This window comes from Streptomyces sp. NPDC030814 (assembly GCF_055572155.1).
On record NZ_JBVIDX010000016.1, the window covers coordinates 84,478 to 106,411 of the forward strand.

Below are 21,934 nucleotides of genomic sequence, written 5' to 3' on the forward strand. Positions count from 1 at the left end.
GCCCGCGGCACCGTCCGCTCCGGCCCGGCTCCCGCACCACGGGAGCCGGGCCGGCCCCGTGGGCGGCTATGCGGACGCGTGCTCCAGACGGTCCTTCAGATGCATCTCGTTGCGCGGCAGCTCCTTGCGGATCTGGGGCCGCACGACGAGGGGGACGAGGACCTTGCCGATGCCCCGGCCGTCGAAGCCGACCTCGACGGTGACACGGGAGCGGCGGCCGTCGTCGAGCGGGGTGATCTCCCCGTGCACATGGGTGCGGACGGGCCCGTCGATGCCCTCCAGGCTCCAGGCACGCGGCGGCTCGTACTCGGTGAACTGCATGGTCATCGGAATGTTCCGGCGGCCGAAGTGCCGGGTGACCCGCACCCGGGAGCCGACACCGACGGGGTCGGTGTCCAGCGGCTCGCTCGCGACCGCGCTCTCCTGCCACTCGGGCAGATGGGAGAGGTCACTGACATACGCCCAGACGTCCTCCGGGCGGCGGTCGATGTCGATCGATTCACGGAAGTCGGACATGAAGCCCGCCCCCTTTCGGCTTGATCCCCCTGGGAAAATCGTCCCACTCGACCGGCAGCGCGGCCACGGCTCGGCCTGCGCACGGGGGAGGACAGAAGGGCGAAGACCACAGCTCCTCGGCGGGCGTCCGGAACAGCCCGTTTCGTGGGTAGGTCTCCGAACGGCGAAGGGCCCCCGCCCTGTCGCCAGGTCGGGGGCCCGCGTACACCGCGTACCCGTGGGGCGTTCCGGTCAGCCGGAACCCACGAACAACACCAGCAGCAGCCAGACCAACGGAGCCGTCGGCAGCAGTGAGTCCAGCCGGTCCATGATCCCGCCGTGGCCCGGCAGCAGCGTGCCCATGTCCTTGATGCCGAGGTCCCGCTTGATCATCGACTCGCCGAGGTCACCGAGGGTGGCACTGCCGGCGACCGCGAGGCCCAGGAGCAGACCCTGCCACCAGGTGCCGTCGTCGATGACGAACTGCATGAGCAGAGCGCCCGCGACCATGGCGAAGGCGACCGCGCCGAGCAGTCCCTCACGGGTCTTGCCCGGGCTGATGCGCGGGGCGAGCTTGTGCTTGCCGAAGCGCCAGCCGACGGCGTACGCGCCCGTGTCGCTGACCACGGTCAGCACCAGGAAGGTGAGGACCCGCTGCGGTCCGTCGTCCGCGCTGAGCATCAGTGCGACGAACGTGGCGAGGAACGGCACGTAGAACGCGGCGAAGACACCCGCTGTGACGTCCTTGAGGTAGTTGTCCGGCGGTTCCGTCATCCGCCACACGAGAACGGCGAGTGCGGTCAGCGCCATGGCCACCCATGCGCCCTCCGGGCCCCGCACATACCCGGTGACCACCATGGCGGCGCCGCCGACCGCGAGCGGCACGAGCGGCGCCTTGATGCCCTTGCGTTCCTGCAGGCGGGAGGTGAGCTCCCACAGGCCGACGACGACGGCGACCGCTATCACGCCGACGAAGACGGCCTTGACGATGAACAGCGACGCGACGATGACCGCGCCGAGCCCGACACCGACCCCTATGGCGGCGCTCAGGTCACGGCCCGCGCTCTTCTTCTGCGGGGCGGGCTGAGGGGCGTCGGGCATGGGCTCCGGCTTCTGCGGCGCCTCCCCTCGGGGGTGCGCCGACGGCGTCTCGTCGCGGAACGGGGGGCCGGCTGGCCGAGCGGCCCCCCGGTCGTCGTCCTGGTTCCCGCCATGCGCGGGTACGTCGGGCACGATGGGCATGGGCTGAGTCTGCATCGGATGCTGGGCCTCAGGCGCATCGTACGGGGGACCCGCCGGGGCATGTCCCTGGACAGGTCCCCGGTCGGTCGGCGCCCAGTACCCGGCTTGTGGCGGCGCTCCCCAGGAAGAGTCGTTCATCAGACCTCGAGGAGCTCGGCTTCCTTGTGCTTGAGCAGCTCGTCCACCTGGGCGACGTACTTCGCGGTGGTGTCGTCGAGCTCCTTCTCCGCACGGCGGCCCTCGTCCTCGCCGACCTCGCCGTCCTTGACGAGCTTGTCGATGGCGTCCTTGGCCTTGCGGCGCACGGAACGGATCGAGACCTTGGCGTCCTCACCCTTGGTCTTGGCGACCTTGATGAACTCGCGGCGGCGCTCCTCGGTGAGCTCGGGGAACACCACGCGGATGATGTTGCCGTCGTTGCTGGGGTTGACGCCCAGGTCCGAGTCGCGGATCGCCTGCTCGATGTTGCGCAGCGCGGTCTTGTCGAACGGGGTCACCACGGCCATGCGCGGCTCCGGCACGGAGAACGAAGCCAGCTGGTTGATCGGCGTCAGCGCACCGTAGTAGTCGGCCACGATCTTGTTGAACATCGCCGGGTGCGCACGACCGGTGCGGATCGCGGCGAAGTCGTCCTTGGCGACCACGACGGCCTTCTCCATCTTCTCCTCGGCCTCGAGGAGGGTCTCTTCGATCACCACTTGCTCCTGCGTGTCTTGAGTAGGCCCGGCTGCTGTACTTGGTCACGTCGGCGGCCGGCTGCGTCGCGTCTTATTCCTGCACGGTTCCCGACCGGCAGGACATTGTCCATCCCCCGGTCAGGCTCCGTCCCCCGGGCAGGGGAAGGACCCGGTCAGGCCCGGCTTCCCTGATCACCCACGAGAGTGCCGATCTTCTCACCCTTGACGGCCCGCGCGATATTGCCCTCCTTGAGAAGCTCGAACACGAGGATCGGGAGCTTGTTGTCGCGGCAGAGCGTGATGGCGGTGGCGTCCGCGACCTTGAGTTCGCGGGTGATGACCTCGCCGTAGCCGAGGGAGTCGAACTTGACCGCGTCCGGGTTGGTCTTGGGGTCGGAGTCGTAGACCCCGTCCACGCCGTTCTTGCCCATCAGCAGCGCCTGGGCGTCGATCTCGAGGGCGCGCTGGGCGGCGGTGGTGTCGGTGGAGAAGTACGGCATGCCCATACCGGCGCCGAAGATGACCACACGGCCCTTCTCCAGGTGGCGCACGGCGCGCAGCGGGATGTAGGGCTCGGCGACCTGCCCCATGGTGATGGCGGTCTGGACCCGGCTGTCGATGCCCTCCTTCTCCAGGAAGTCCTGGAGGGCGAGGCAGTTCATGACCGTGCCGAGCATGCCCATGTAGTCGGAGCGGGCCCGGTCCATGCCGCGCTGCTGGAGTTCGGCGCCGCGGAAGAAGTTGCCGCCGCCGATGACGACCGCGATCTCCGCGCCGTCACGGACCACGGCCGCGATCTCCCGGGCGATGGCGTGCACCACGTCCGGGTCGACGCCGAGGCCACCGCCCCCGGAGAACGCCTCTCCGGACAGCTTCAGCAGAAACCGGCCGTGTACTTTGCCGTCGTCGCTCTTCTCGGGCTTGGTGGTCATGGAGATCTCGCCTCTTTACGTGTCGCACATACGAAGAAGGCCATTGCCGGTGGGGTGATGTTCGCATCCCATGCGCGGCAATGGCCTCCTCGTCAGATCTGCTGTCGTCCGTCACACGCGCGCGTGCGACGGCGTACGCGAACGACTGCTTCCGACCCTATAGGGACCGGACGTCCGTCGCGGTACGGACTCAGATGCCGACCTTGATGCGCGTGAAGCGCTTCAGGGTGACACCGGCCTCGTCCAGAACCTTCTGGACCGACTTCTTGTTGTCGAGCGCGTACGGCTGGCCGAGCAGCGTGGCGTCCTTGAAGAAGCCGTTGAGGCGACCCTCGACGATCTTCGGCAGGGCGGCCTCGGGCTTGCCCTCGGCGCGGGTGGTCTCCTCGGCGACGCGGCGCTCGGACTCGACGACCTCGGCCGGCACGTCCTCCTTGGAGAGGTACTTCGGCGCGAAGGCGGCGATGTGCTGGGCAACGCCCTTGGCCAGGTCGGCGTCGGCCTTGTCCAGCTCGACCAGGACACCGATCTGCGGGGGCAGGTCGGGCATGGTGCGGTGCATGTAGGCGTAGACGAAACCGTCGGCGAACTGCGCGAAGCGGTCCAGGACGATCTTCTCGCCGAGGTTGGCGTTGGCCTCGTCCACGAACGCCTGGACGGTCTTGCCGGCCTCGATCTCGGAGCCGAGCAGGGCCTCGATGTCGGCGGGGGAGGTCGCGGCGACGTGCGCGGCGATCGCGTTCGCCACGGCCTGGAACTTGTCACCCTTGGCGACGAAGTCCGTCTCGCACTTCAGCTCGACCAGGACACCGGAGGTGTTGTCGTCGGCGATGAGGGAGACGACGGCGCCGTTCTCGGCGGAGCGGCCCTCACGCTTGGCGACGCCCTTCTGGCCCTTGATGCGGAGCGCCTCGACGGCCTTGTCGACGTTGCCCTCGGCCTCGTCCAGCGCCTTCTTGCAGTCCATCATGCCGGCGCCGGTGAGCTCGCGGAGCTTCTTGACGTCGGCGGCGGTGTAGTTCGCCATGAGTCTGTGAGTCTTTCTCGAAGTCTGGGAGATCGGAGATCCGCGCGGTCCGGGATCCGCATCGGGATGTCGGTACCCATCCAGATGCAGCTCTCCGACTCGGCGCTGACCTACGGGTGAACGGCGGGAGCGGAGTTCATGTCACCGCTCCCGCCGTCAACACGACGGATGCTGACCGGGTCAGGCCTGCTCGGCCTCGGCGGCCGGGGCCTCGGCAGCGGCCTCAGCGGGGGCCTCGGCCGGAGCCTCAGCCGGAGCCTCGGCAGCGGCCGGGGCCTCCTCCGCCTTCTTCTCGCCCTCGAGCAGGTCGCGCTCCCACTCGGCGAGGGGCTCGCCCGCGGCCTTCTCGCCCTTCTCACCGGTGGCGACGCCGGAACGGGCGATGAGGCCCTCGGCGACGGCGTCGGCGATCACACGGGTGAGCAGGGTGACGGAGCGGATCGCGTCGTCGTTGCCCGGGATCTTGTAGTCGACCTCGTCGGGGTCGCAGTTGGTGTCGAGGATGGCGACGACCGGGATGTTGAGCTTCCGGGCCTCGCCGACCGCGATGTGCTCCTTCTTGGTGTCCACGATCCAGACGGCGCTGGGCACCTTCTGCATCTCGCGGATACCGCCGAGGGTCTTCTCCAGCTTGGCCTTCTCACGCGAGAGGACCAGGAGCTCCTTCTTGGTCAGACCCGACGACGCGACGTCCTCGAAGTCGATCTGCTCGAGCTCCTTGAGGCGCTGCAGACGCTTGTAGACGGTCGAGAAGTTGGTGAGCATGCCGCCCAGCCAGCGCTGGTTGACGTAGGGCATGCCGACGCGGGTGGCCTGCTCGGCGATGGCCTCCTGCGCCTGCTTCTTCGTGCCGACGAACATGACCGTGCCGCCGTGGGCCACGGTCTCCTTGACGAACTCGTAGGCACGGTCGATGTACGACAGCGACTGGAGCAGGTCGATGATGTAGATGCCGTTGCGCTCGGTGAAGATGAAGCGCTTCATCTTCGGGTTCCAGCGACGGGTCTGGTGACCGAAGTGGACGCCGCTCTCCAGCAGCTCCCGCATCGTGACGACGGCCATGGCCGTTCTCCTTGATTTTTCTCGGTTGTGCCGCGGACACCGGACGGCATCCGCGCCTGACGCCCGCAATGCGCCGTTGCCGCTAAGGACCGAGGGGCGCTGATACGGACCGCTGAGGGCCACGTACCGGGGCGTGCGAAGTCGACCCGGTGACCCGGATCGCCTTCAGAAGTGTACGGGACCCGGGAGGCGCCGGGTGACGCCGATATCCACAACCGGTCAGTACTCCACAGATCCCAGCCATGATCGCTCCGCTCGGGGGACGCTTCGGGCATGTCTGACGAGCAAAGCGAGCGAGGAACTCACCGGGGGCGTCCTGGCCGGTCGGGACGGATGGGCCGGGCAGGACGGATGGGCCGGGCGGGACGGACGGGGGTGGGCTGGGCGGGACGGATGGGCGGATCGGTGCCGCCCAGGGGATCGGGCCCGCCGGGACCGGTGGGACGGACTAGGTGGGGAGCGAGGTCGGACAGGTCGGTGCCGGCAAGCGGGCGACTGCGGCCGGGTGGGGCGGTGGGGCAAGGCAGGGCGGGGCGGCAGGGCGGGGCATTACGGCGAGGGAGGCCGGGCCGGTCGGCGGTGTTGGCGGGCTTCTTGGCCGTGCTGCTGACCATGGGCTGGATGTCGGCGCCGCGTGCGGTGCCGGCCGCACCGGGCCCGTCCGGTGGCGCGGCTGAGGCGGGCGGGGCGGACACGGTCCCCGCAGTCGGCCGGGCATGGCCCGTGGGCCTGCGGCCCCTGGTGGTACGGGCCTGGGAGCCCCCGCCGACCGCCTACGCCCGGGGTCATCGGGGGGTCGACCTGTCGGCCCCCGCAGGTTCCCCTGTACGGGCCGTCGCCCCGGGCGTGGTGTCCTTCGCAGGCCGGGTGGCGGGCAGAGGAGTCATTTCGGTCGAACTGGCGAACACGGGCGACCCGCCCCTCCGGACGACCTATGAACCGGTACGGGCATCCGTACGAAAGGGCGACGCGGTGGTCCCGGGAGACATCCTGGGCACCCTGGAAGCCTCCCCCTCCCACTGCCCCACAGCCTGCCTCCACTGGGGTCTGCGCAGAGCCGACACCTACCTGAACCCCTTGCTCCTGCTCCCGCCCTGGCTACTCCGCAAGGGCCCGTCCCGCCTGCTCCCGGTACCGGGGTAGCGGTTCACACGAGGAGGGCACGTCCCCGGCCCCGCCCGGCCGGCCGACCTGGGTGACGGCGGGCATCGAGGGGAGCCGCTCACCGCCGCACCCCGCTGCCGTCAGCCGCACAGTGCCGGGCCCGTCGGGCCACACCGGGCACGGCAAGTGCCCGCCCGTACCCTCGGCGCGGCCGGGTCGCGAGTGGACGCTGCCCATGTCCCCGAGCCGGTCGGCGAAAGCGGCCCCGTCCGGTGGCAACGCCGGGCGGCATCCCAGCGGGCGGGCCTGCGCGGTCAGCCCCGGACGCCTCGCAAGGCCATCGCGACCGCCGCGTCGGTGATGGCGGTCGGCTCCTCCGCCGCCCCCAGCTCGATCCGCCGCACAGCCGCGTCGACCACGCCCTGGAGCAACATCGCGGCCAACCGGGGCTCCGCCTGTCCCAACGCCGCCAGCGCCTCGACGATCATCGCGACCAGCCCGCCGTGCGCGGCGCGGATCTTCTCCCGGGCACCCGCGTCCAGTTCGCTCGCCGAGATCGCCACGACAGCCCGGTGCCGTCGGTCCCCGACCAGCTCCAGTTGCTTGCGGACGTACACCTCGATCTTCTCCTCGGGCCGGTCGACGGCCGCCATCGCCGCCTCGACCTCCGCCGCCCAGAGGGGAAAGTCGACCTCGCACAGCTCCTCGACCACGGCTGCCCGGGATCGGAAGTACTCGTAGACGGACGACCGCGCCAGCCCCGTGCGCTCGGCGAGGGCCGGGAACGTCAACGCCTCCGTTCCCCCCTCGGACAGCAGGGACCGCGCCGCGTCCAGCAGGGCGGCTCGCTGCATCGACCGGTGCTCGGCCACGGAGGCCGCTCGAATCCTTGGCACGTCAACCACTGTACGGACGGACCGCCACCCACGGGAGTGCCTTCCCCCGACCGGCCGTCCCCCGGCACCGGCCCCCGTCGCTCGGGCTCAACGGCCGAAACTCGCCAGCTTCGCCCGCAGCTGCAGCACCGACTTCGTGTGGATCTGGCTCACCCGGCTCTCGGTCACCCCGAGCACATTGCCGATCTCGGCGAGGGTGAGCCCCTCGTAGTAGTACAGGGTGACGACGGTCTTCTCCCGCTCGGGCAGCGTGTTGATGGCCCGCGCCAGAAACCTCCGCAGTTCCCGGTCCTCCGCCACCTCGACCGGGTTGTCCGCGGCGGTGTCCTCCAGCGTGTCCATCAGACTCAGCCGGTCACCGCCCTCACCCCCCACGTGCAGCAACTCCTCCAGTGCCACCACGTTGGCCAGCGACAACTGGCTGAAGACGGAGTGGAGTTCGTCGACGGGGATGCCCATCTCGGCGGCCACCTCCCCCTCGGACGGGGTCCGTCTGAGGCGGGACTCCAGAGTGGCGTAGGCCCGCTCCACGTTGCGGGCCTTCTGCCGCACGGAGCGCGGGATCCAGTCCAGCGCGCGCAGTTCGTCGATCATCGCGCCGCGGATCCGGGTGATCGCGTACGTCTCGAACTTGATCTCCCGGTCGATGTCGAACTTCTCGATCGCGTCGATGAGCCCGAAAACCCCGGAGGAGACGAAGTCCGCCTGCTCGACGTTGGCCGGCAGGCCGACGCTCACCCGGCCCGCGACATACTTCACCAAGGGTGAGTAGTGGAGGATCAGCTGCTCGCGCAGTCGTTCGTCGTTCGTCGTCTTGTACGTCCGCCACAGCTCGTCGAGTGTCGAGGGGGCGGGCGGGCGCACGGTGCCGCGAGCGGCGGACGGTACCGCCGCCCGGTCAGACCCGGAGGTGTGCTGGGGCATTCGTCGCCTTGTGCCGTTCTGCCGTGAACTGGGGGTGCCTGGGTGAGCTGTCGGTCTGATGTCGAGATGCCTGCCTGATTCGGAATCCTCGTGAGCGTAGCGTGACTGAGGTGTCGCAGTGCGCGAACGGCGAGGGATCACCCGGGCGCAGATACGTTCCGCTGGGCGCGCTCCGGGGGTGCAACGGTCGCACACCGTGACGGACGCATGGTGCCCAACTACCGGAAACCGCAAGGCTGTCGGCGTTCCCCCGGACGGCCGAACACGCTCGGTCAACCCGGCCTCCGATCCGAAGAAACGGAGATCATCGCCTGGCGTGTCAACTTCCAGGTGTCGCCGTGTCGTTCGACGTAACCAAGTGCGCGGAGTTCGTACAGTCTCCCGACCGCGTCGTCCACCGTCGTCCCGGCACCTCTGGCCACCGCGTCGACGGCCGCCGCGCCCCGCCCCGGCAGGGCGGCGAGCACCGCTCGCGCGCCGGGTTCGAGCAGGTCACGGGGGAGGACCGGGCCCCGCTTGTCGGGCGCGAACTCGCCCATGTCGCCGACCAGCTCGACGACTTCCGCGGCGTCCGACACGAGCACGGCGTCGCCCCGCAGCAGCTCGTGCACCCCCGCCGACAGGGCCGAGGTCGCCGGTCCGGGCACGCCCATCGTGAACCGTCCCAGCCGCTGCGCGGCCCGCGCCGTGACCAGGGCGCCGCTGCGATGGGCCGCCTCTACGACCACAGTGCCCCTGGTGAGGGCGGCGATCACTCTGTTCCGCAGGAGGAAACGGCTCTGGGTGGGGTGCTCCCCCGGCGGCAATTCCCCCACGACGAGCCCCTGTTCGGCGATCCTGCTGATCAACTGGGCATGCCCCCGTGGATACGGCCGGTCCACCCCGCAGGCCAGCACGGCGACGGTGGCCCCGCCGACCCCGAGCACACCTCGGTGAGCGGCCCCGTCCACGCCGTAGGCCCCGCCGGACACCACCACCCAGCCCCGCTCGGCCAACCCCGCACCCAGCACGGCCGCCATGTGGGCCCCGTATTCCGTGCAAGCCCTTGCCCCGACAACGGCCACGGACCTCAGAGCCCACATCCGCGCATTGACCTTGCCCTGCACCCAGAGCCCGAGGGGCCGTCCGTCCCCGAGGTCATCCAACTGCCCCGGCCACTCCGCGTCCCCGGGCACCAGAAACCTGACCCCGGCCGCGCGCGCCTGTGCCAGGTCCCTCTGTGGATCGGCACGTCCGGCGCGGGACTGCAGCCCCGCCCACCGCTTCTCCGACGCGCCCGGCAGCGGCCCGCCGCCCCCGGAGAGCCGCCGTACCGTCTCCCTGGCCCCGAGTTCCCGCAGCCATCGCCCGGCGAGCTCGTCGCCTGGTTCGATGACGCGGGCGAGGAAGGCCCGGTCGATGCGCTCGGCGTCGGGCGCGCCGCCCTCGGTCATGACCCACCCACCGACGCGTCGCGGCGCTCCGGCCTCATACCAGGGCTCCGATCGCCATGGGTACTCCACGCGGAACGCCGGTGCGCAGTTGGAGAGCCAGATTGACGTCCGCCGCATCGGGACGCTCGTGGCCGACGAGGTCCGAGATCGTCCACGCGACCCGCAGAACCCGATCCAGTCCGCGTGCGGTCAGAATGCCCCTCTCCAGACTCCGCTCGGCCTCGTCCATGGCACCGGGCGCCGCATGCCACCGACAACGCAGCTCACGCCCCGGGATCTCGCTGTTCGTACGCCACGGCGTGCCCGCCAGCCGCAGCGCGGCGCGCTCCCTGGCCGCCCGCACCCGTTCGGCCACCGTCGCTGTGGATTCGCCGCGGGCGCCTCGCCGGGTGAGTTCGGACCGGCCGACCCGGTCGACCTCGACACGGAGGTCGACCCGGTCCAGCAGCGGCCCGGACAGCCTGGCCTGATACCGGCGGATCGAGGCGGGCGGACACTCGCACAGGTCGTCGGTCCGGGAGAAGCGCCCGCACGGGCACGGGTTCGCGGCGAGCACCATGAGGAACTTCGCCGGGAAGCGGACGACCCCGGCACTGCGTGCGATCACGACGTGCCCCGCCTCCAGTGGCTGGCGCAGGGCATCGAGCGCCTGGCCGCTGAACTCGGGTGTCTCGTCGAGGAAGAGCACCCCACGGTGGGCCAGTGACACCGCGCCGGGCCTCGCGATGCCCTGACCGCCCCCGACGAGGGACTGCATCGTCGCCGAGTGATGCGGCGCGCAGTAGGGCGCCGCATCGACCAGCGGCTTGCCCGCCGGCAGGAGACCGGCGATCGAGTGGACTGCCGTGACCTCCAAGGACTCCTCTCTGCCCAGCTTCGGCAGGATGGCGGGCAGACGCTCCGCGAGCATCGTCTTGCCCGCTCCCGGTGGGCCTTCCAGGAAGAGGTGGTGCCCTCCGGCCGCCGCCACCTCCACCGCGGTCCGCGCCGCGAGCTGCCCGACGACATCGGCCAGGTCATGCCCTTGGTCGTGCTGGGCGGCGCCGGTGGTGTGGATACCGGTGGCCGCTCCCGTGCCCGGCATGCGCAGGCCCGCCAGCAGGGGATCCGGACGTCCCTCGTCGGGTTCCTCGTCCGGCACGGGCTCGTCGGCGAGGACGGCGATCAGCTGCCGCAGGGTGCGGACGCCGAGGACGGACACGCCGGGGACCAAGGACGCCTCCGCGGCGGAGCACTCCGGCACGACCACCTGTTCGTAGCCGGCCTCGGTGGCGGCCAGTACGGCCGGCAGGATGCCGCGCACCGGACGGACCCTCCCGTCGAGTCCCAGCTCACCGATCATCACGATGTCGGAGAGGACTCGCGGATCGATCCGCTCGGAGGCACCCAGGACCGCGCATGCGACCGCGAGGTCGAAGCCACTTCCGGCCTTGGGCACCGACGCGGGGCTGAGCCCCACCGTCAGCTTCTTCTGGGGCCACTCGGCGCCGGAGTTCACCACCGCCGCCCTGACCCGGTCCTTGCTCTCCGTCAGGCTCTTGTCCGGCAACCCCACCAGCGTGAAGGCGGCCACGCCCGGTTCGAGGTCCGCCTGGACCTCGACGACGACGCCCTCCACGCCCACGAGGGCCACGGAGCAGGTGCGGGCGAATCCCATCAGGCCACCCCCCGTACGTGTTCGACGACGGGCGCCCCGCGAGGGGGCAGGACGACTCCGACGACGTCGATGCGGACGCCGCCCGGTGGGGCCCCTCCGTGTTCCTGGAGCCAGCGTTCGGCGAGGCCGCGCAGGCGTTCCGCCTTGGTGGTCGTGACGGCCGCCATCGGGTGTTCGAAGGGGCCGGCCCTTCGGGTCTTGACCTCGCAGACGACCAGCGCGTCCCCGTCCCGGGCCACGATGTCGATCTCACCGGTCCTGCCGCAGCGCCAGTTGCGCTCCAGGACCGTCATCCCGGCCTCGGCCAGCCGCCGTGCGGCCAGCTCCTCGCCGTACCTGCCGAGTGCTCCTCGTGCGTTGCCCATGTCGGCACCACCTCCGGCGCCAACACTGAGGGCATCTCGGCCCGCTATTGGATCTTGGTGGAAAAGTCCACGGTTGTGGACAACCTCGTCACCCGCCGGGATGACGACCGACGGACGGCCACCCCGCTGGGGAGGGGCAGACGAGGGGCAGCCGCAGCCGGCGTCCCGCCCGGCCTCAGCTGCCCGGCAACTCCAGATCGCTCTTGTTGAGCTCCTCGATGTTCACGTCCTTGAACGTGAGCACCCGCACCTGCTTCACGAACCGGGCCGGCCGGTACATGTCCCACACCCAGGCGTCCGCCATGGACACCTCGAAGAACACCTCGCCCTGCACCGAGTGCACCTGCATCTCGTAGTCATTGGTGAGATAGAAGCGTCGCTCGGTCTCGATCACGTATTTGAACAGACCGACGACATCGCGGTACTCCCGGTAGAGCTTCAGCTCCATCTCGGTCTCGTACTTCTCGAGGTCCTCGGCGCTCATGGCATGTTCCCCTTCAGCCGTGCGATCCCACCATTGTGCGCCAGCCCCGCACGCCTCTAGACAATTTCGGTCTCGAGGACCACGGGCTGAGCCGGGGGACCCTCGTCGAGCAGCGTGCGCAGCAGTTCGGCGAGTCTGGTCGGGTACACAGTCTCATGCGTGCGGGTGAGTTCCCCGCACGTCCACCAGCGTGCTCCCGCGACACTGCGTCGTTCCAGTTGGGTCAACCCCGCCGCACCGGGCAGCGGCTGGTGGGCGACGGCCGTACGGGCCAGGTAGTACCACTCGTCCTGGTCCCAGCGGCGCCCGGCGAAGGGGAAGGAGCACCTACGCCGCCAGAGGACCTGACCGAGCTCGGCGTCCGTGATCCCGGTCTCCTCGGCGAGCTCCCGCAGCGCGGCCTCCTCCAGCCTCTCCGCGCCCTCGACGCCTCCGCCGGGGGTGAACCACCAGTCGTTCGACGGGTCGTCCGGTTCATGGCCGTGCAGCAGCAGGATCCGGTCCCGGGGGTCCAGCAGGATCACCCGCGCCACCTTGCGGAGCCCGCCCTCGTAGGTGTCCTCGGCCGCGCCCTGGGCATCCCGGTCGCCACCGCCGTACGGGCTGTACGAAGCCCCGTACGACGAGGCCGGTGGCCGCGCGGACGACGGACCCGACGACGCACCGAGCGACGGCTCCCGCGACGGCTCAGCCGACACCGGCGGGCTCCGTCCGCACGCGGTCGCGGCCACCGAGCCGCTTGGCCACGGGGCCGTAGGCCGCACCGACCAGGACGAGCAGCATGCCCACGACGAGCGCGGCGGTGATCAGCCGCAGCGGGCCGGGAGAGGACAGCGCGCCCAGTTTCTCGAAGCCCGTGGGGCGGGCCAGCATGCCGTCCATCGGCCAGACGACGGCGTCCACGCGCGCGTCGACGTTGCCCCGCGGCACCGTGCCCTGGCCGGCTTCGGTGAGGTGGGCGGTGGAGTCCAGGGAGCCGCTGCGCTCGTCGCCGAGCAGGAAGAGCCTGCCCTTGGGGACCGTGATCTCAGGGATGCCGGTCAGCTCGGCGTCCTGGCCCTTCGGCAGATACGCCTCGTCGACCTTCTTGCCGTTGACGGTCAGCTTGCCGTCGGTGCAGCAGGCGACGGTGTCACCGCCGACCGCGACGACTCGCTTGACCATGGGCGAGTTGCCCCAGGCCTCCTCCCGGAAGACCACGACGTCACCGCGCTTGATCTCGGCGCCGTCGATCCGCTGGGCCAGGATGCGGTCCCCGGAGGTGATGGTGGGAGCCATGGAGTCGGTCGGCACGGTGTAGGGCTGGTAGACGACGGCGCCCCAGAGGAAGCCGCCGAGGAAGAGCACACAGCCGAGGGCCACGGCCAGCCCCGACAGCTTGCTGCCGAGCCGTCCGCGGCCCTCGTCCGTACGGCCTGTCGTCCCGCTCATCCCAGTGCTCCCCCAGGTCGGAGATTCGATCGCCCGGGCGCCGTGCGGCGCCACGGATGATCGGCGATCTGGGACGGCACCCTACCCGGCGGTACGCGCGTCAGAAACCCTCGGGCCGTCGGCCGCGAGGAGGCGGCGCCGGCGCCAGAGCACCAGCGGAACCGCGCCCGCGAGACCGAGCGCGCCGGGTGCGGCGGCGCTCAGGTTCTGGTCGAAGGTGTCGGGAATCGGCAGCGTGGACCAGCGGGTGGGCGGCCAGGCGACCACGATGGCACGGCCGACGACGCTGTCCACCGGGACCATGCCCTTGTTCTTGTCGTTCTGGTGGTAGCGGGAGTCCAGCGAGTTCTGACGGTGGTCACCCATGACCCAGATTTTGCCCTCGGGTACCTTCACCTTGAACTGACCGCCGGTGTCGTCGACGGTGCAGGGGGTGTTGCCCGGGTACACGTAGGGCTCGTTCAGCGCCTTGCCGTTGACCTTGAGCGGGCCTGTGCCCTTGCACTCCACGGTGTCGCCGGCGACGCCGATGACGCGTTTGATGAGGTCCTTCTCCTCCGCGGACGGCATCAGGCCGATCCAGCCGAGGACCCGCTGCACCGGGTTGGGCTCCAGGGTGGGCTCGCCCTTGAGCCAGCCGGCCGGGTCGTGGAAGACGACGACCTCGCCGCGCTCCGGCTCGGAGCCGAACCAGGGAGTGAGCTTGTCGACCAGGACCCGGTCGCCCTCCTGCAGGGTGTTCTGCATCGAGTCCGACGGGATCGAGAACGCCTGCACCAGGAAGGTCTTGATCAGCAGCGCGAGGACCAGCGCGATACCGATCAGGATCGGCAGCTCCTTCCAGAAGGAGCGCTGTTTCTTCTTGGGCGTCCGGTTCTGCTCGCCGTCGTCCGTCGAGGTCTGGGCACCTTCCCCGCTGTCCGCCCCGTCCGGGTGGTCACTCCCGTCGGACACGGAACCGTCGGCGAGGTTCTCCGCGGCCGGGGAAGCCGCCTCGTCGGACTGCTCGGGCCGTTCCTCGGAACCACCGTGCCCGGACCGTGCGCCGACCGCCAAATCCCCCACATCCACTCCTCACGCCGTACCGCCGCCCACGCCACATCCGGTGCAGGCCCACCACTCCCATAACGAGCGGGAGTTCCGCAGGGGTCGGGAGGGGGATCAATCCGTTTCGATCCGCGGGGGCCACCCTATGCGAAGCGCCGAGGGCGGTGGGCGACCCGCTCGGCACGGCGGAGAACGTGTCCGGCTCCTCCAGCTGCTCCCAGTGGCCGACCGGCCAGGCGATGACGACGGCCCTGCCGACGACGGCGTCCTCGGGGACCGTACCGCTGAACCGGGCGGTCTTCGAGTCGTCCGACTGGTGGGCGCGCGAATCGGCCGAATCCTCACGGTGGTCGCCCATGACCCAGAGCCGTCCCTGGGGCACGGTGACCTGGAACTCCTGGGTGGAGGGCTTGTTGCCCGGGTGGATGTAGGCCGTCTCCTCGAGCGGCATCCCGTTGACGGTGACGCGCCCCTGGAGGTCACAGCACTTGACGGTGTCGCCGCCGACCGCGACGACCCGCTTGATCAGGTCCTTCTCGTCGTCGGACGGGAGCAGTCCGATGAACTGCAGGCCCTCCTTGATCTGCTTGATGACGATGGGGTCCTCGGTCGTGGGCGTGGTCTGCTCGTCCTCCAGCCAGCCACCGGGGTCCTTGAAGACGACGACGTCCCCCCGGGTCGGTTTCGAGCCGAACCACGGGGTGAGCTTGTCGACCAGGACGCGGTCGCCGATCTGGATCGTCTGCTCCATGGAGCCCGACGGGATCACGAACGCCTGGACGAGGAAGGTCTTGAGGACCAGCGCTATCACGACGGCGACACCGACCAGGAGCGGGATCTCCTTGACCGCCGAGCGGCGCCTGCGTCGCTTGATCTTTCGGGCGAGCTTGCGCCGTTCGACCCGGCTCGGCCGGGCCGCGCCGCCGGCCCGCCGGGTGCCGGTGGGCAGCAGATTGTCGGACGGGGCGCTGGCGGCACCGCGGGGCCTGCCACGGTTACCCATGCGCACCGCCGGCGGCGGGCACGCGTGCGTAGGCGTCGGGGCGGTGCAGACGCGTCCAGTGGTCCGCGGGCCAGGCGATCCAGTCGGCCCGGCCGATCACGGCGTCGAGGGGGATCATGCCGCCGCCCGGGGAGCCCAGGTGGTTGCGGGAGTCGCTGGAGTCGCCGCGGTGGTCGCCGAGGAGGAACAGGCGCCCCTCGGGTACGACCACGTCGAAGGGCACGCTCGACGGGCTGTCCCCCGGGTACAGAAACGACGACTCGTCGACCGACCGGCCGTTCACCTCAAGCCTCCCCTCCTGGTCGCAGCAGACCACCCGATCTCCCCCCACGCCGACAACGCGCTTGATGTAGTCGGCGTTCCCGAAGTAGCCGGTGCCGTCGAAGACGACGACGTCACCTCGCCGCGGCTCAGAACCGAAACGGTACGCCAACTTATTTACGAGAACGCGGTCCCCGATCCTCAATGAACGCTCCATCGAGCTGCTGGGAATCTGGAACGGCTGCATCACGAAGTTGCTGAAGAGCGTCAGAAAAAGCAGGCAGACCAGTACAGCAAGGGTGTATCGCCCGCCCGGAACGGACTCGGCGGCCCTGCCCGCCCACACGAAACGCGACCGCCCCTCCGGCCGCTCTGTCTCCGAGGTCTCCTCGGAACCGGCCGGGACGGGGGACGTCCCGGCTTCAGAAGGGCGGGGGGAGCGGTCGCGCTCCATGTACTGCTGTGCCTCGGTGTCCATCGGGGCCAGATCGTATCCGGCCCCTCTGTGACACGTGAGCGCGCGCTCAGTTCTCGCGCTTCTCCTTGATCTTCGCCGCCTTGCCGCGCAGCTCGCGCAGGTAGTACAGCTTGGCGCGACGGACGTCACCGCGGGTGACGAGCTCGATCTTCTCGACGATCGGGGTGTGCACCGGGAAGGTGCGCTCGACGCCGACGGAGAACGAGACCTTGCGGACCGTGAAGGTCTCGCGGACACCGGCGCCCTGGCGGCGGATCACCACGCCCTTGAACTGCTGCACACGCGAGCGGTTGCCCTCGATGACGCGGACGTGGACGTTGACGGTGTCACCCGGGCGGAAGGCCGGGATGTCGCTGCGCAGCGACGCGGAGTCGACGGAGTCGAGCAGGTGAGACATTGCGTCTGCTTTCTTCGCCCATGCCACAGGTCATAGGCGGGAGCTAGGTTTTCCAAGAGGATGCTGTCCGTGTCGGGGCGGGCGTCGTGTCCCCCTGTGGCAGGGGCGCACGCCGGACGACGCACAACAGCGGCCTATTCTTCCACGCCCTCCAGCCGACGCCAAAATCGGCCGTGGGTCTCACCCTCGGGGTCGGGGGCCCAGCCCAGGATGGAGAGCATCTCGCGGTCCTTCTTGTCGAAGGCCTTGGGGTCGCAGCGCTCGATGAGGTCGGGCCGGTTGACCGTCGTGCGCCTCAGCGCCTCGTCCCGCCGCCAGCGCGCGATCTTGCCGTGGTGGCCGCTGAGCAGGACCTCGGGGATGTCCCGGCCGCGCCACTCGGGCGGCTTCGTGTAGACCGGCCCCTCCAGGAGGTTGGCCATGGCGCCGGGCGCGAAGGAGTCGTCCCGGTGGGACTCGGCGTTGCCGAGGACGCCGGGCAGCAGACGGGCGACTGCCTCCGTCATGACGAGGACGGCCGCCTCGCCGCCGGCGAGCACGTAGTCGCCGATGGACACCTCGTACACGGGCATCCGGGTGGCGTACTCGTCGATGACGCGCCGGTCGATGCCCTCGTAGCGGGCCGGGGTGAAGAGCAGCCAGGGGCGCTCGGAGAGTTCGACGGCGAGGGTCTGGGTGAAGGGGCGGCCGCTGGGCGTGGGGACGACCAGGGCGGGCCGGCGGGCCCCGGTCTCGTAGCCGTGGGCGAGGACGGAGTCCAGCGCGTCGCCCCAGGGCTCGGTTTTCATGACCATGCCCGGGCCGCCGCCGTACGGCGTGTCGTCGACGGTGTTGTGCCGGTCGTAGGTCCAGGCGCGCAGATCATGCACGTGCACGTTCAGCTGTCCGCGCGCGCGTGCCTTCCCGACGAGGGAGACGTTCAGGGGGTCGAGGTACTCGGGGAAGATCGTGACGACGTCGAGCCGCATCAGGCCTCATCCCGGGACGACGCGATCTCGGCGCGGTCGTCGACCAGTCCCGGCGGCGGGTCGATGACCGCGCGCTGTTCCTTCAGGTCGATCTCGGTGACGATCTCCTCGACGAAGGGGATCATCACCTCGCTGCCGTCGGGCCGCTCGACGATGAAGAGGTCCTGCGAGGGCAGGTGCGAGATCTCGCTGATCCGGCCGACCTCGACTCCGTCCTTGGTGACCACGTCGAGATCGATCAGCTGGTGGTCGTAGTACTCGTCCTCTTCCTCGGGCAGTTCGTCCGGGTCCACCTCGGCGATCAGCAGGGTGTTGCGCAGCGCCTCCGCGGCGTTGCGGTCCTTCACACCCTCGAAGCGCAGCAGGAGGCGGCCGCTGTGCACCCGGCCGGTCTCGATGGTGAGGGGCCCCGCCGAGGCGGGGTCGGTGGCCAGTACGGCGCCGGGCGCGAGCCTCAGCTCCGGCTCGTCGGTACGTACCTCGACGGTGACCTCGCCCTTGATGCCGTGGGCGCGGCCGATCCGTGCGACTACCAGCTGCACTGTGCTTGATCTCCTGTCATCGGACGGTCCGGCCGACCGTACGACGTCGGGCCGGGGACGGCTCGATGGCCCTCCCCGGCCCGAGCCGGTGCTGCGAATTACTCAGCGGACGTGGTCCACGTCGACGAGGTCGACACGGACTCCGCGGCCGCCGATGGCACCCACGACGGTGCGCAGGGCGCGGGCGGTACGGCCGTTGCGGCCGATCACCTTGCCGAGGTCGTCGGGGTGGACCCGGACCTCGAGGACGCGCCCGCGGCGCAGGTTGCGCGAGGCGACCTGTACGTCGTCGGGGTTGTCGACGATGCCCTTGACGAGGTGCTCGAGAGCCTCCTCGAGCATGCTCAGGCCTCGGTCGACTCAGACGAGGAAGACTCGGCGGCCGCCTCGTCCTTCTTCTCAGCCTTCTTCTTCTGGGTGATGGCCTCACCCTTGCCCTCGTCGTCGCCGCCGAGGGACTCGAACGACGGACGCGTGGACTTCGGCTCGGCGACGAGGAGCGGCGCCGGGGCGGGCTCGCCCTTGAACTTCTGCCAGTCGCCGGTCTTCTTCAGGATGGCGAGCACGGGCTCGGTCGGCTGCGCGCCGACACCCAGCCAGTAGGCGACACGGTCCGCGTCGACCTCGATGACCGACGGGTTGTACGTCGGGTGGTACTTGCCGATCTCCTCGATCGCACGACCGTCACGACGGGTACGGGAGTCGGCGACGACGATGCGGTAGTGAGGCGAACGGATCTTGCCCAGACGCTTCAGCTTGATCTTGACTGCCACGGGAGTGGGTTCTCCTGGATTTGACGTGGTTGGGCACGGCGAGAATGCCGCGTGGGGTTGCGGTACCCGAGTGCCCGATGGACGCGTCAGCCGGAGGAGAGAGGGGTCCTGTGCGGCTGTCGAGTACAGCTAGCCATTGTGCCACACCCCGCGGGTCGCGCTTGCCGCGAGGGGGCGCGTGCGGCCATGACTGAGCGGCACCCCGCGCCAGGGGTGCGTTGCGCTCACCGCCGCGTGGAGGATGCCGCCGGGACGGCACCCTCCACTCCCGACGTGACGTACGGCTCGACGTACGACTCACTGGTACGGCCGCCACGAGCAGCCGTCTGTTCAGTTCGCCGTCGCGTCACGCCGCGCCCACGACCTCCGGGATACGGAAGGGCTTTCCGCAGCCGCCGCAGACGATGGGCGCCTGGGCGAGCACGGAGGGGACGACCCGGACGTTGCGTCCGCAGTCGCAGACCGCCTTGACCCGTACGCCGCCGCCGGAGGAGCCGTGACGGGCGGCCGGGCCCCGGAAGCTGCGGGCGGTGTCGGCGGAGGTGGCCGCCGTGTGGGCCTTCAGGGCGCGTTGCAGTCTCTCGATGGTGGGGCGGTAGCGACGCTTCGCCTCGGGGTTGAGGGTGACCAGCGAGAAGCCGCTGCTGGGATGCGGTTCCTCGGGGTGGTCCAGGCCCAGTTCCTCGGCGATCGCGAGGAATCTCCGGTTGTGGTAGCGGCCGGCTCGGGAGGTGTCGCGGACTCCGCGGGCGGCGGCGATGCCGTGGACTGCTTCATGGAGCAGTCGCTCGAAGGAGAGTTCGTGCCCGCAGGCGGACGACGACTCCCCGATCAGGGACTCGGGTGCGGCAAGATCCGGCAGCTCGGGGTGGTACCGCTGAATGTCGGCCCACGCCTGTGCCAGTTCTGCGGCGAGAACGGGTGGTGTCTGTGTCGTGCTCACGTAATGAGAACGAGCCTGAGGGCCCCTGTGTTCCGATTCCGGGGCATCCCAAATAATTTGCACGTACCCGTCAGTTGCCACTAGTGCGTCCCGACGAGGGCGGGTGCGCTGATCTGCGGAGAAGCCTCGCAGCTCCACTCAAGGCGGTACGTAGTAACACGTACGTCCCCCGCCTCCCGCACCCATCCTCAACCGAGGCCCTGTCGGGTCGCCCCTCTTGACAGGGCGCGGAGCCGAGGTCCGCGCGCCGGGGCACCTGTGGTCGTCAGATGCGCAAGGGGCGATTCGGTCGCTCTCGCGACGGAACGGGTCGCTCTAGTAAGCGCGCGCCACGACCGCGACGTTACCGGGTGCGTCGTAGGAGTCGGGCACCGACCCGTCCTCGGCGACCAGACACCGTACGGTCGCGGCGTGCTCCGCGAGCTCGGCCTCGCCCTTCTCGCCGAGGGTGGACCACGGGATGCGAGCCCAGCCGCCGGCGCGTGCGGCCTCGATGGCCTCGCCGATGGTCGAGACCTCGGTCGTACGCGATTCCCGGCGCTCGCGCGACTGCTTCAGGAGCAGCGCCTGGTCCTCCTCGAGGACCGTGGGCAGCAGCCTCACGACGGAGTCGACGGCAACCGCTTCCTTGCCCCCGGGGATGCGGCGGGCGAGGATCGCGGTGCCGTTCTCCAGGTCGCGGGGGCCGATCTCGATCCGTACGGGGACGCCCTTGAGTTCCCAGTCGACGGCACGGCGGCCGAACGGGATGTCCGTGCGGTCGTCCACATGGACACGTACGCCCGCGGCCCTGAGCCGGTCGCCGAGCTCTCGAACCTTGGCCAGAACCGCGTCGTCGCCCTTGATCGCGAGTACGACGGCCTGGATGTGGGCGAGCCGGGGCGGGACCCGCAGGCCCTTGTCGTCGCCGTGCATCATCACCAGGGCGCCGATCATGCGGGTGGTGGAGCCCCAGGAGGTCTGCCAGACGAGCTCCTGCTTGCCCTCTCTGGACAGGTACTGGGTGTTGAAGGCCTTGGCGAAGTTCTGGCCCAGCTCATGACTGGTGGCCATCTGGAGGGCCTTGCCGTCGCCCATCATGCCTTCGAGGGTCAGGGTGTTGATGGCTCCGGCGAAGCGCTCCTTCACCGTCTTGCGGCCGGGGACGACGTCCATCGCAAGGACGTTCACCATGAAGTCCTCGTAGACCTGCCGATGGATGTGCGCGGCGAAGTCGCGCGCCTCCTCGTACGTCGCGTGCGCCGTGTGGCCCTCCTGCCAGAGGAACTCGGTGGTGCGGAGGAACAGACGGGGACGCAGTTCCCAACGGACCACGTTCGCCCACTGGTTGATCAGCAAGGGGAGGTCCCGGTAACTCTGGACCCACTTCGAGAAGTAGTCGTTGATGATCATCTCTGAGGTGGGGCGGACCACGGCGGGCTCTTCGAGGTCCTTGCCGCCGCCGTGCGTCACCACGGCCAGTTCGGGCGCGAAGCCCTCGACGTGCTCGGCCTCCCTGGTCAGGTACGACTGCGGGATCAGGAGGGGGAAATAGGCGTTCTGGGTACCCGTCTCCTTGATCCGGGCGTCCATCTCCTGCTGCATCCGCTCCCACAGCCCGTACCCGTACGGTCGGATGACCATGGTGCCGCGCACCGGGCCGTTGTCGGCCAGCTCCGCCTTGGTGATCAGGTCCTGGTACCAGCGCGGGAAGTCGTCCGCCTGGGGCGTGAGAACGGGTGCCTTTGCCATGGCGCGATCGTACGGGGCCACGTTGCGGGGATGTGAATTCTTTTGCCCGCGCACAGACAGAC

General features: G+C 69.9%; 25 protein-coding genes. 1 reads left to right on the forward strand and 24 read right to left on the reverse strand.

Annotated elements, in window-relative coordinates:
* Positions 1-66: 66 nt before the first annotated feature.
* From ACZ43N_RS28775 to rpsB, 6 genes are all read right to left on the reverse strand, one after another.
* Positions 67-516, reverse strand: coding sequence for an SRPBCC family protein (locus tag ACZ43N_RS28775; RefSeq protein WP_468101608.1), 450 nt, complete (start codon positions 514-516; stop codon positions 67-69).
* 231 nt (positions 517-747) lie between these two features.
* The gene (locus tag ACZ43N_RS28780; protein WP_468101610.1) at positions 748-1,875 is read right to left on the reverse strand and encodes a phosphatidate cytidylyltransferase; all 1,128 of its coding nucleotides are present in this window, start codon (positions 1,873-1,875) and stop codon (positions 748-750) included.
* Entirely contained in the window at positions 1,875-2,432 is a 558-nt protein-coding gene (gene frr, locus ACZ43N_RS28785; protein WP_055517210.1) for a ribosome recycling factor, read from the reverse strand. The genes ACZ43N_RS28780 and frr overlap by 1 nt, the downstream gene beginning before the upstream one ends.
* 155 nt (positions 2,433-2,587) lie before the next feature.
* Positions 2,588-3,346, reverse strand: a complete 759-nt coding sequence (pyrH, locus tag ACZ43N_RS28790; protein ID WP_055517171.1) for a UMP kinase — start codon at positions 3,344-3,346, stop codon at positions 2,588-2,590.
* A 190-nt stretch (positions 3,347-3,536) separates the two neighbouring features.
* Positions 3,537-4,373 (reverse strand): translation elongation factor Ts, encoded by an 837-nt coding sequence (gene tsf, locus ACZ43N_RS28795; RefSeq protein ID WP_468101612.1) that lies wholly within the window; start codon positions 4,371-4,373, stop codon positions 3,537-3,539.
* Positions 4,374-4,553: 180 nt separating this feature from the next.
* Entirely contained in the window at positions 4,554-5,435 is an 882-nt protein-coding gene (gene rpsB / locus ACZ43N_RS28800; RefSeq protein ID WP_468101613.1) for a 30S ribosomal protein S2, read from the reverse strand.
* A 612-nt stretch (positions 5,436-6,047) separates the two neighbouring features.
* On the opposite strand from rpsB, the gene ACZ43N_RS28805 reads away from it, so the two are divergent.
* Positions 6,048-6,578, forward strand: coding sequence for a M23 family metallopeptidase (locus tag ACZ43N_RS28805; RefSeq protein ID WP_468101754.1), 531 nt, complete (start codon positions 6,048-6,050; stop codon positions 6,576-6,578).
* Between the two features lie 275 nt (positions 6,579-6,853).
* Here the strand turns inward: ACZ43N_RS28805 and ACZ43N_RS28810 are convergent, their stop codons facing one another.
* From ACZ43N_RS28810 to proS, 18 genes are all read right to left on the reverse strand, one after another.
* Complete coding sequence (locus ACZ43N_RS28810; RefSeq protein WP_468101756.1) at positions 6,854-7,411, reverse strand: TetR/AcrR family transcriptional regulator; 558 nt, start codon at positions 7,409-7,411, stop codon at positions 6,854-6,856.
* A gap of 111 nt (positions 7,412-7,522) precedes the next feature.
* Positions 7,523-8,359 (reverse strand): RNA polymerase sigma factor WhiG, encoded by an 837-nt coding sequence (gene whiG, locus ACZ43N_RS28815; protein WP_055541821.1) that lies wholly within the window; start codon positions 8,357-8,359, stop codon positions 7,523-7,525.
* 272 nt (positions 8,360-8,631) lie between these two features.
* Positions 8,632-9,792, reverse strand: coding sequence for a DNA-processing protein DprA (gene dprA, locus ACZ43N_RS28820; RefSeq protein WP_468101615.1), 1,161 nt, complete (start codon positions 9,790-9,792; stop codon positions 8,632-8,634).
* Positions 9,793-9,826: 34 nt separating this feature from the next.
* The gene (locus tag ACZ43N_RS28825) at positions 9,827-11,449 is read right to left on the reverse strand and encodes a YifB family Mg chelatase-like AAA ATPase (protein ID WP_468101617.1); all 1,623 of its coding nucleotides are present in this window, start codon (positions 11,447-11,449) and stop codon (positions 9,827-9,829) included.
* The gene (locus ACZ43N_RS28830; RefSeq protein WP_468101619.1) at positions 11,449-11,814 is read right to left on the reverse strand and encodes a YraN family protein; all 366 of its coding nucleotides are present in this window, start codon (positions 11,812-11,814) and stop codon (positions 11,449-11,451) included. Before ACZ43N_RS28830 ends, ACZ43N_RS28825 begins: the two co-directional genes overlap by 1 nt.
* A gap of 175 nt (positions 11,815-11,989) precedes the next feature.
* On the reverse strand, positions 11,990-12,298 hold the full coding sequence (locus tag ACZ43N_RS28835; RefSeq protein WP_005311352.1) for a DUF2469 domain-containing protein: 309 nt from the start codon (positions 12,296-12,298) through the stop codon (positions 11,990-11,992).
* Between the two features lie 56 nt (positions 12,299-12,354).
* Complete coding sequence (locus ACZ43N_RS28840; RefSeq protein ID WP_468101758.1) at positions 12,355-12,831, reverse strand: NUDIX hydrolase; 477 nt, start codon at positions 12,829-12,831, stop codon at positions 12,355-12,357.
* Between the two features lie 154 nt (positions 12,832-12,985).
* The gene (gene lepB / locus ACZ43N_RS28845) at positions 12,986-13,729 is read right to left on the reverse strand and encodes a signal peptidase I (RefSeq protein WP_468101621.1); all 744 of its coding nucleotides are present in this window, start codon (positions 13,727-13,729) and stop codon (positions 12,986-12,988) included.
* Positions 13,730-13,810: 81 nt separating this feature from the next.
* On the reverse strand, positions 13,811-14,683 hold the full coding sequence (lepB, locus tag ACZ43N_RS28850) for a signal peptidase I (protein ID WP_468101623.1): 873 nt from the start codon (positions 14,681-14,683) through the stop codon (positions 13,811-13,813).
* The gene (gene lepB, locus ACZ43N_RS28855) at positions 14,667-15,779 is read right to left on the reverse strand and encodes a signal peptidase I (RefSeq protein ID WP_468101625.1); all 1,113 of its coding nucleotides are present in this window, start codon (positions 15,777-15,779) and stop codon (positions 14,667-14,669) included. Before lepB (ACZ43N_RS28855) ends, lepB (ACZ43N_RS28850) begins: the two co-directional genes overlap by 17 nt.
* Entirely contained in the window at positions 15,772-16,518 is a 747-nt protein-coding gene (lepB, locus tag ACZ43N_RS28860; RefSeq protein WP_468101627.1) for a signal peptidase I, read from the reverse strand. The genes lepB (ACZ43N_RS28855) and lepB (ACZ43N_RS28860) overlap by 8 nt, the downstream gene beginning before the upstream one ends.
* A 46-nt stretch (positions 16,519-16,564) precedes the next feature.
* The gene (gene rplS / locus ACZ43N_RS28865) at positions 16,565-16,915 is read right to left on the reverse strand and encodes a 50S ribosomal protein L19 (protein WP_053848457.1); all 351 of its coding nucleotides are present in this window, start codon (positions 16,913-16,915) and stop codon (positions 16,565-16,567) included.
* A 134-nt stretch (positions 16,916-17,049) separates the two neighbouring features.
* Complete coding sequence (trmD, locus tag ACZ43N_RS28870; RefSeq protein ID WP_468101629.1) at positions 17,050-17,883, reverse strand: tRNA (guanosine(37)-N1)-methyltransferase TrmD; 834 nt, start codon at positions 17,881-17,883, stop codon at positions 17,050-17,052.
* Entirely contained in the window at positions 17,883-18,425 is a 543-nt protein-coding gene (gene rimM, locus ACZ43N_RS28875; protein ID WP_468101631.1) for a ribosome maturation factor RimM, read from the reverse strand. The genes trmD and rimM overlap by 1 nt, the downstream gene beginning before the upstream one ends.
* Before the next feature lie 102 nt (positions 18,426-18,527).
* Entirely contained in the window at positions 18,528-18,767 is a 240-nt protein-coding gene (locus tag ACZ43N_RS28880) for an RNA-binding protein (protein ID WP_003973401.1), read from the reverse strand.
* A 2-nt stretch (positions 18,768-18,769) separates the two neighbouring features.
* On the reverse strand, positions 18,770-19,198 hold the full coding sequence (gene rpsP / locus ACZ43N_RS28885) for a 30S ribosomal protein S16 (protein WP_468078786.1): 429 nt from the start codon (positions 19,196-19,198) through the stop codon (positions 18,770-18,772).
* A 346-nt stretch (positions 19,199-19,544) separates the two neighbouring features.
* Positions 19,545-20,141: a hypothetical protein gene (locus ACZ43N_RS28890; RefSeq protein WP_055517136.1), complete on the reverse strand. Its 597-nt coding sequence runs from the start codon at positions 20,139-20,141 to the stop codon at positions 19,545-19,547.
* 315 nt (positions 20,142-20,456) lie between these two features.
* Complete coding sequence (proS, locus tag ACZ43N_RS28895; RefSeq protein WP_468101633.1) at positions 20,457-21,872, reverse strand: proline--tRNA ligase; 1,416 nt, start codon at positions 21,870-21,872, stop codon at positions 20,457-20,459.
* Positions 21,873-21,934: the final 62 nt, after the last annotated feature.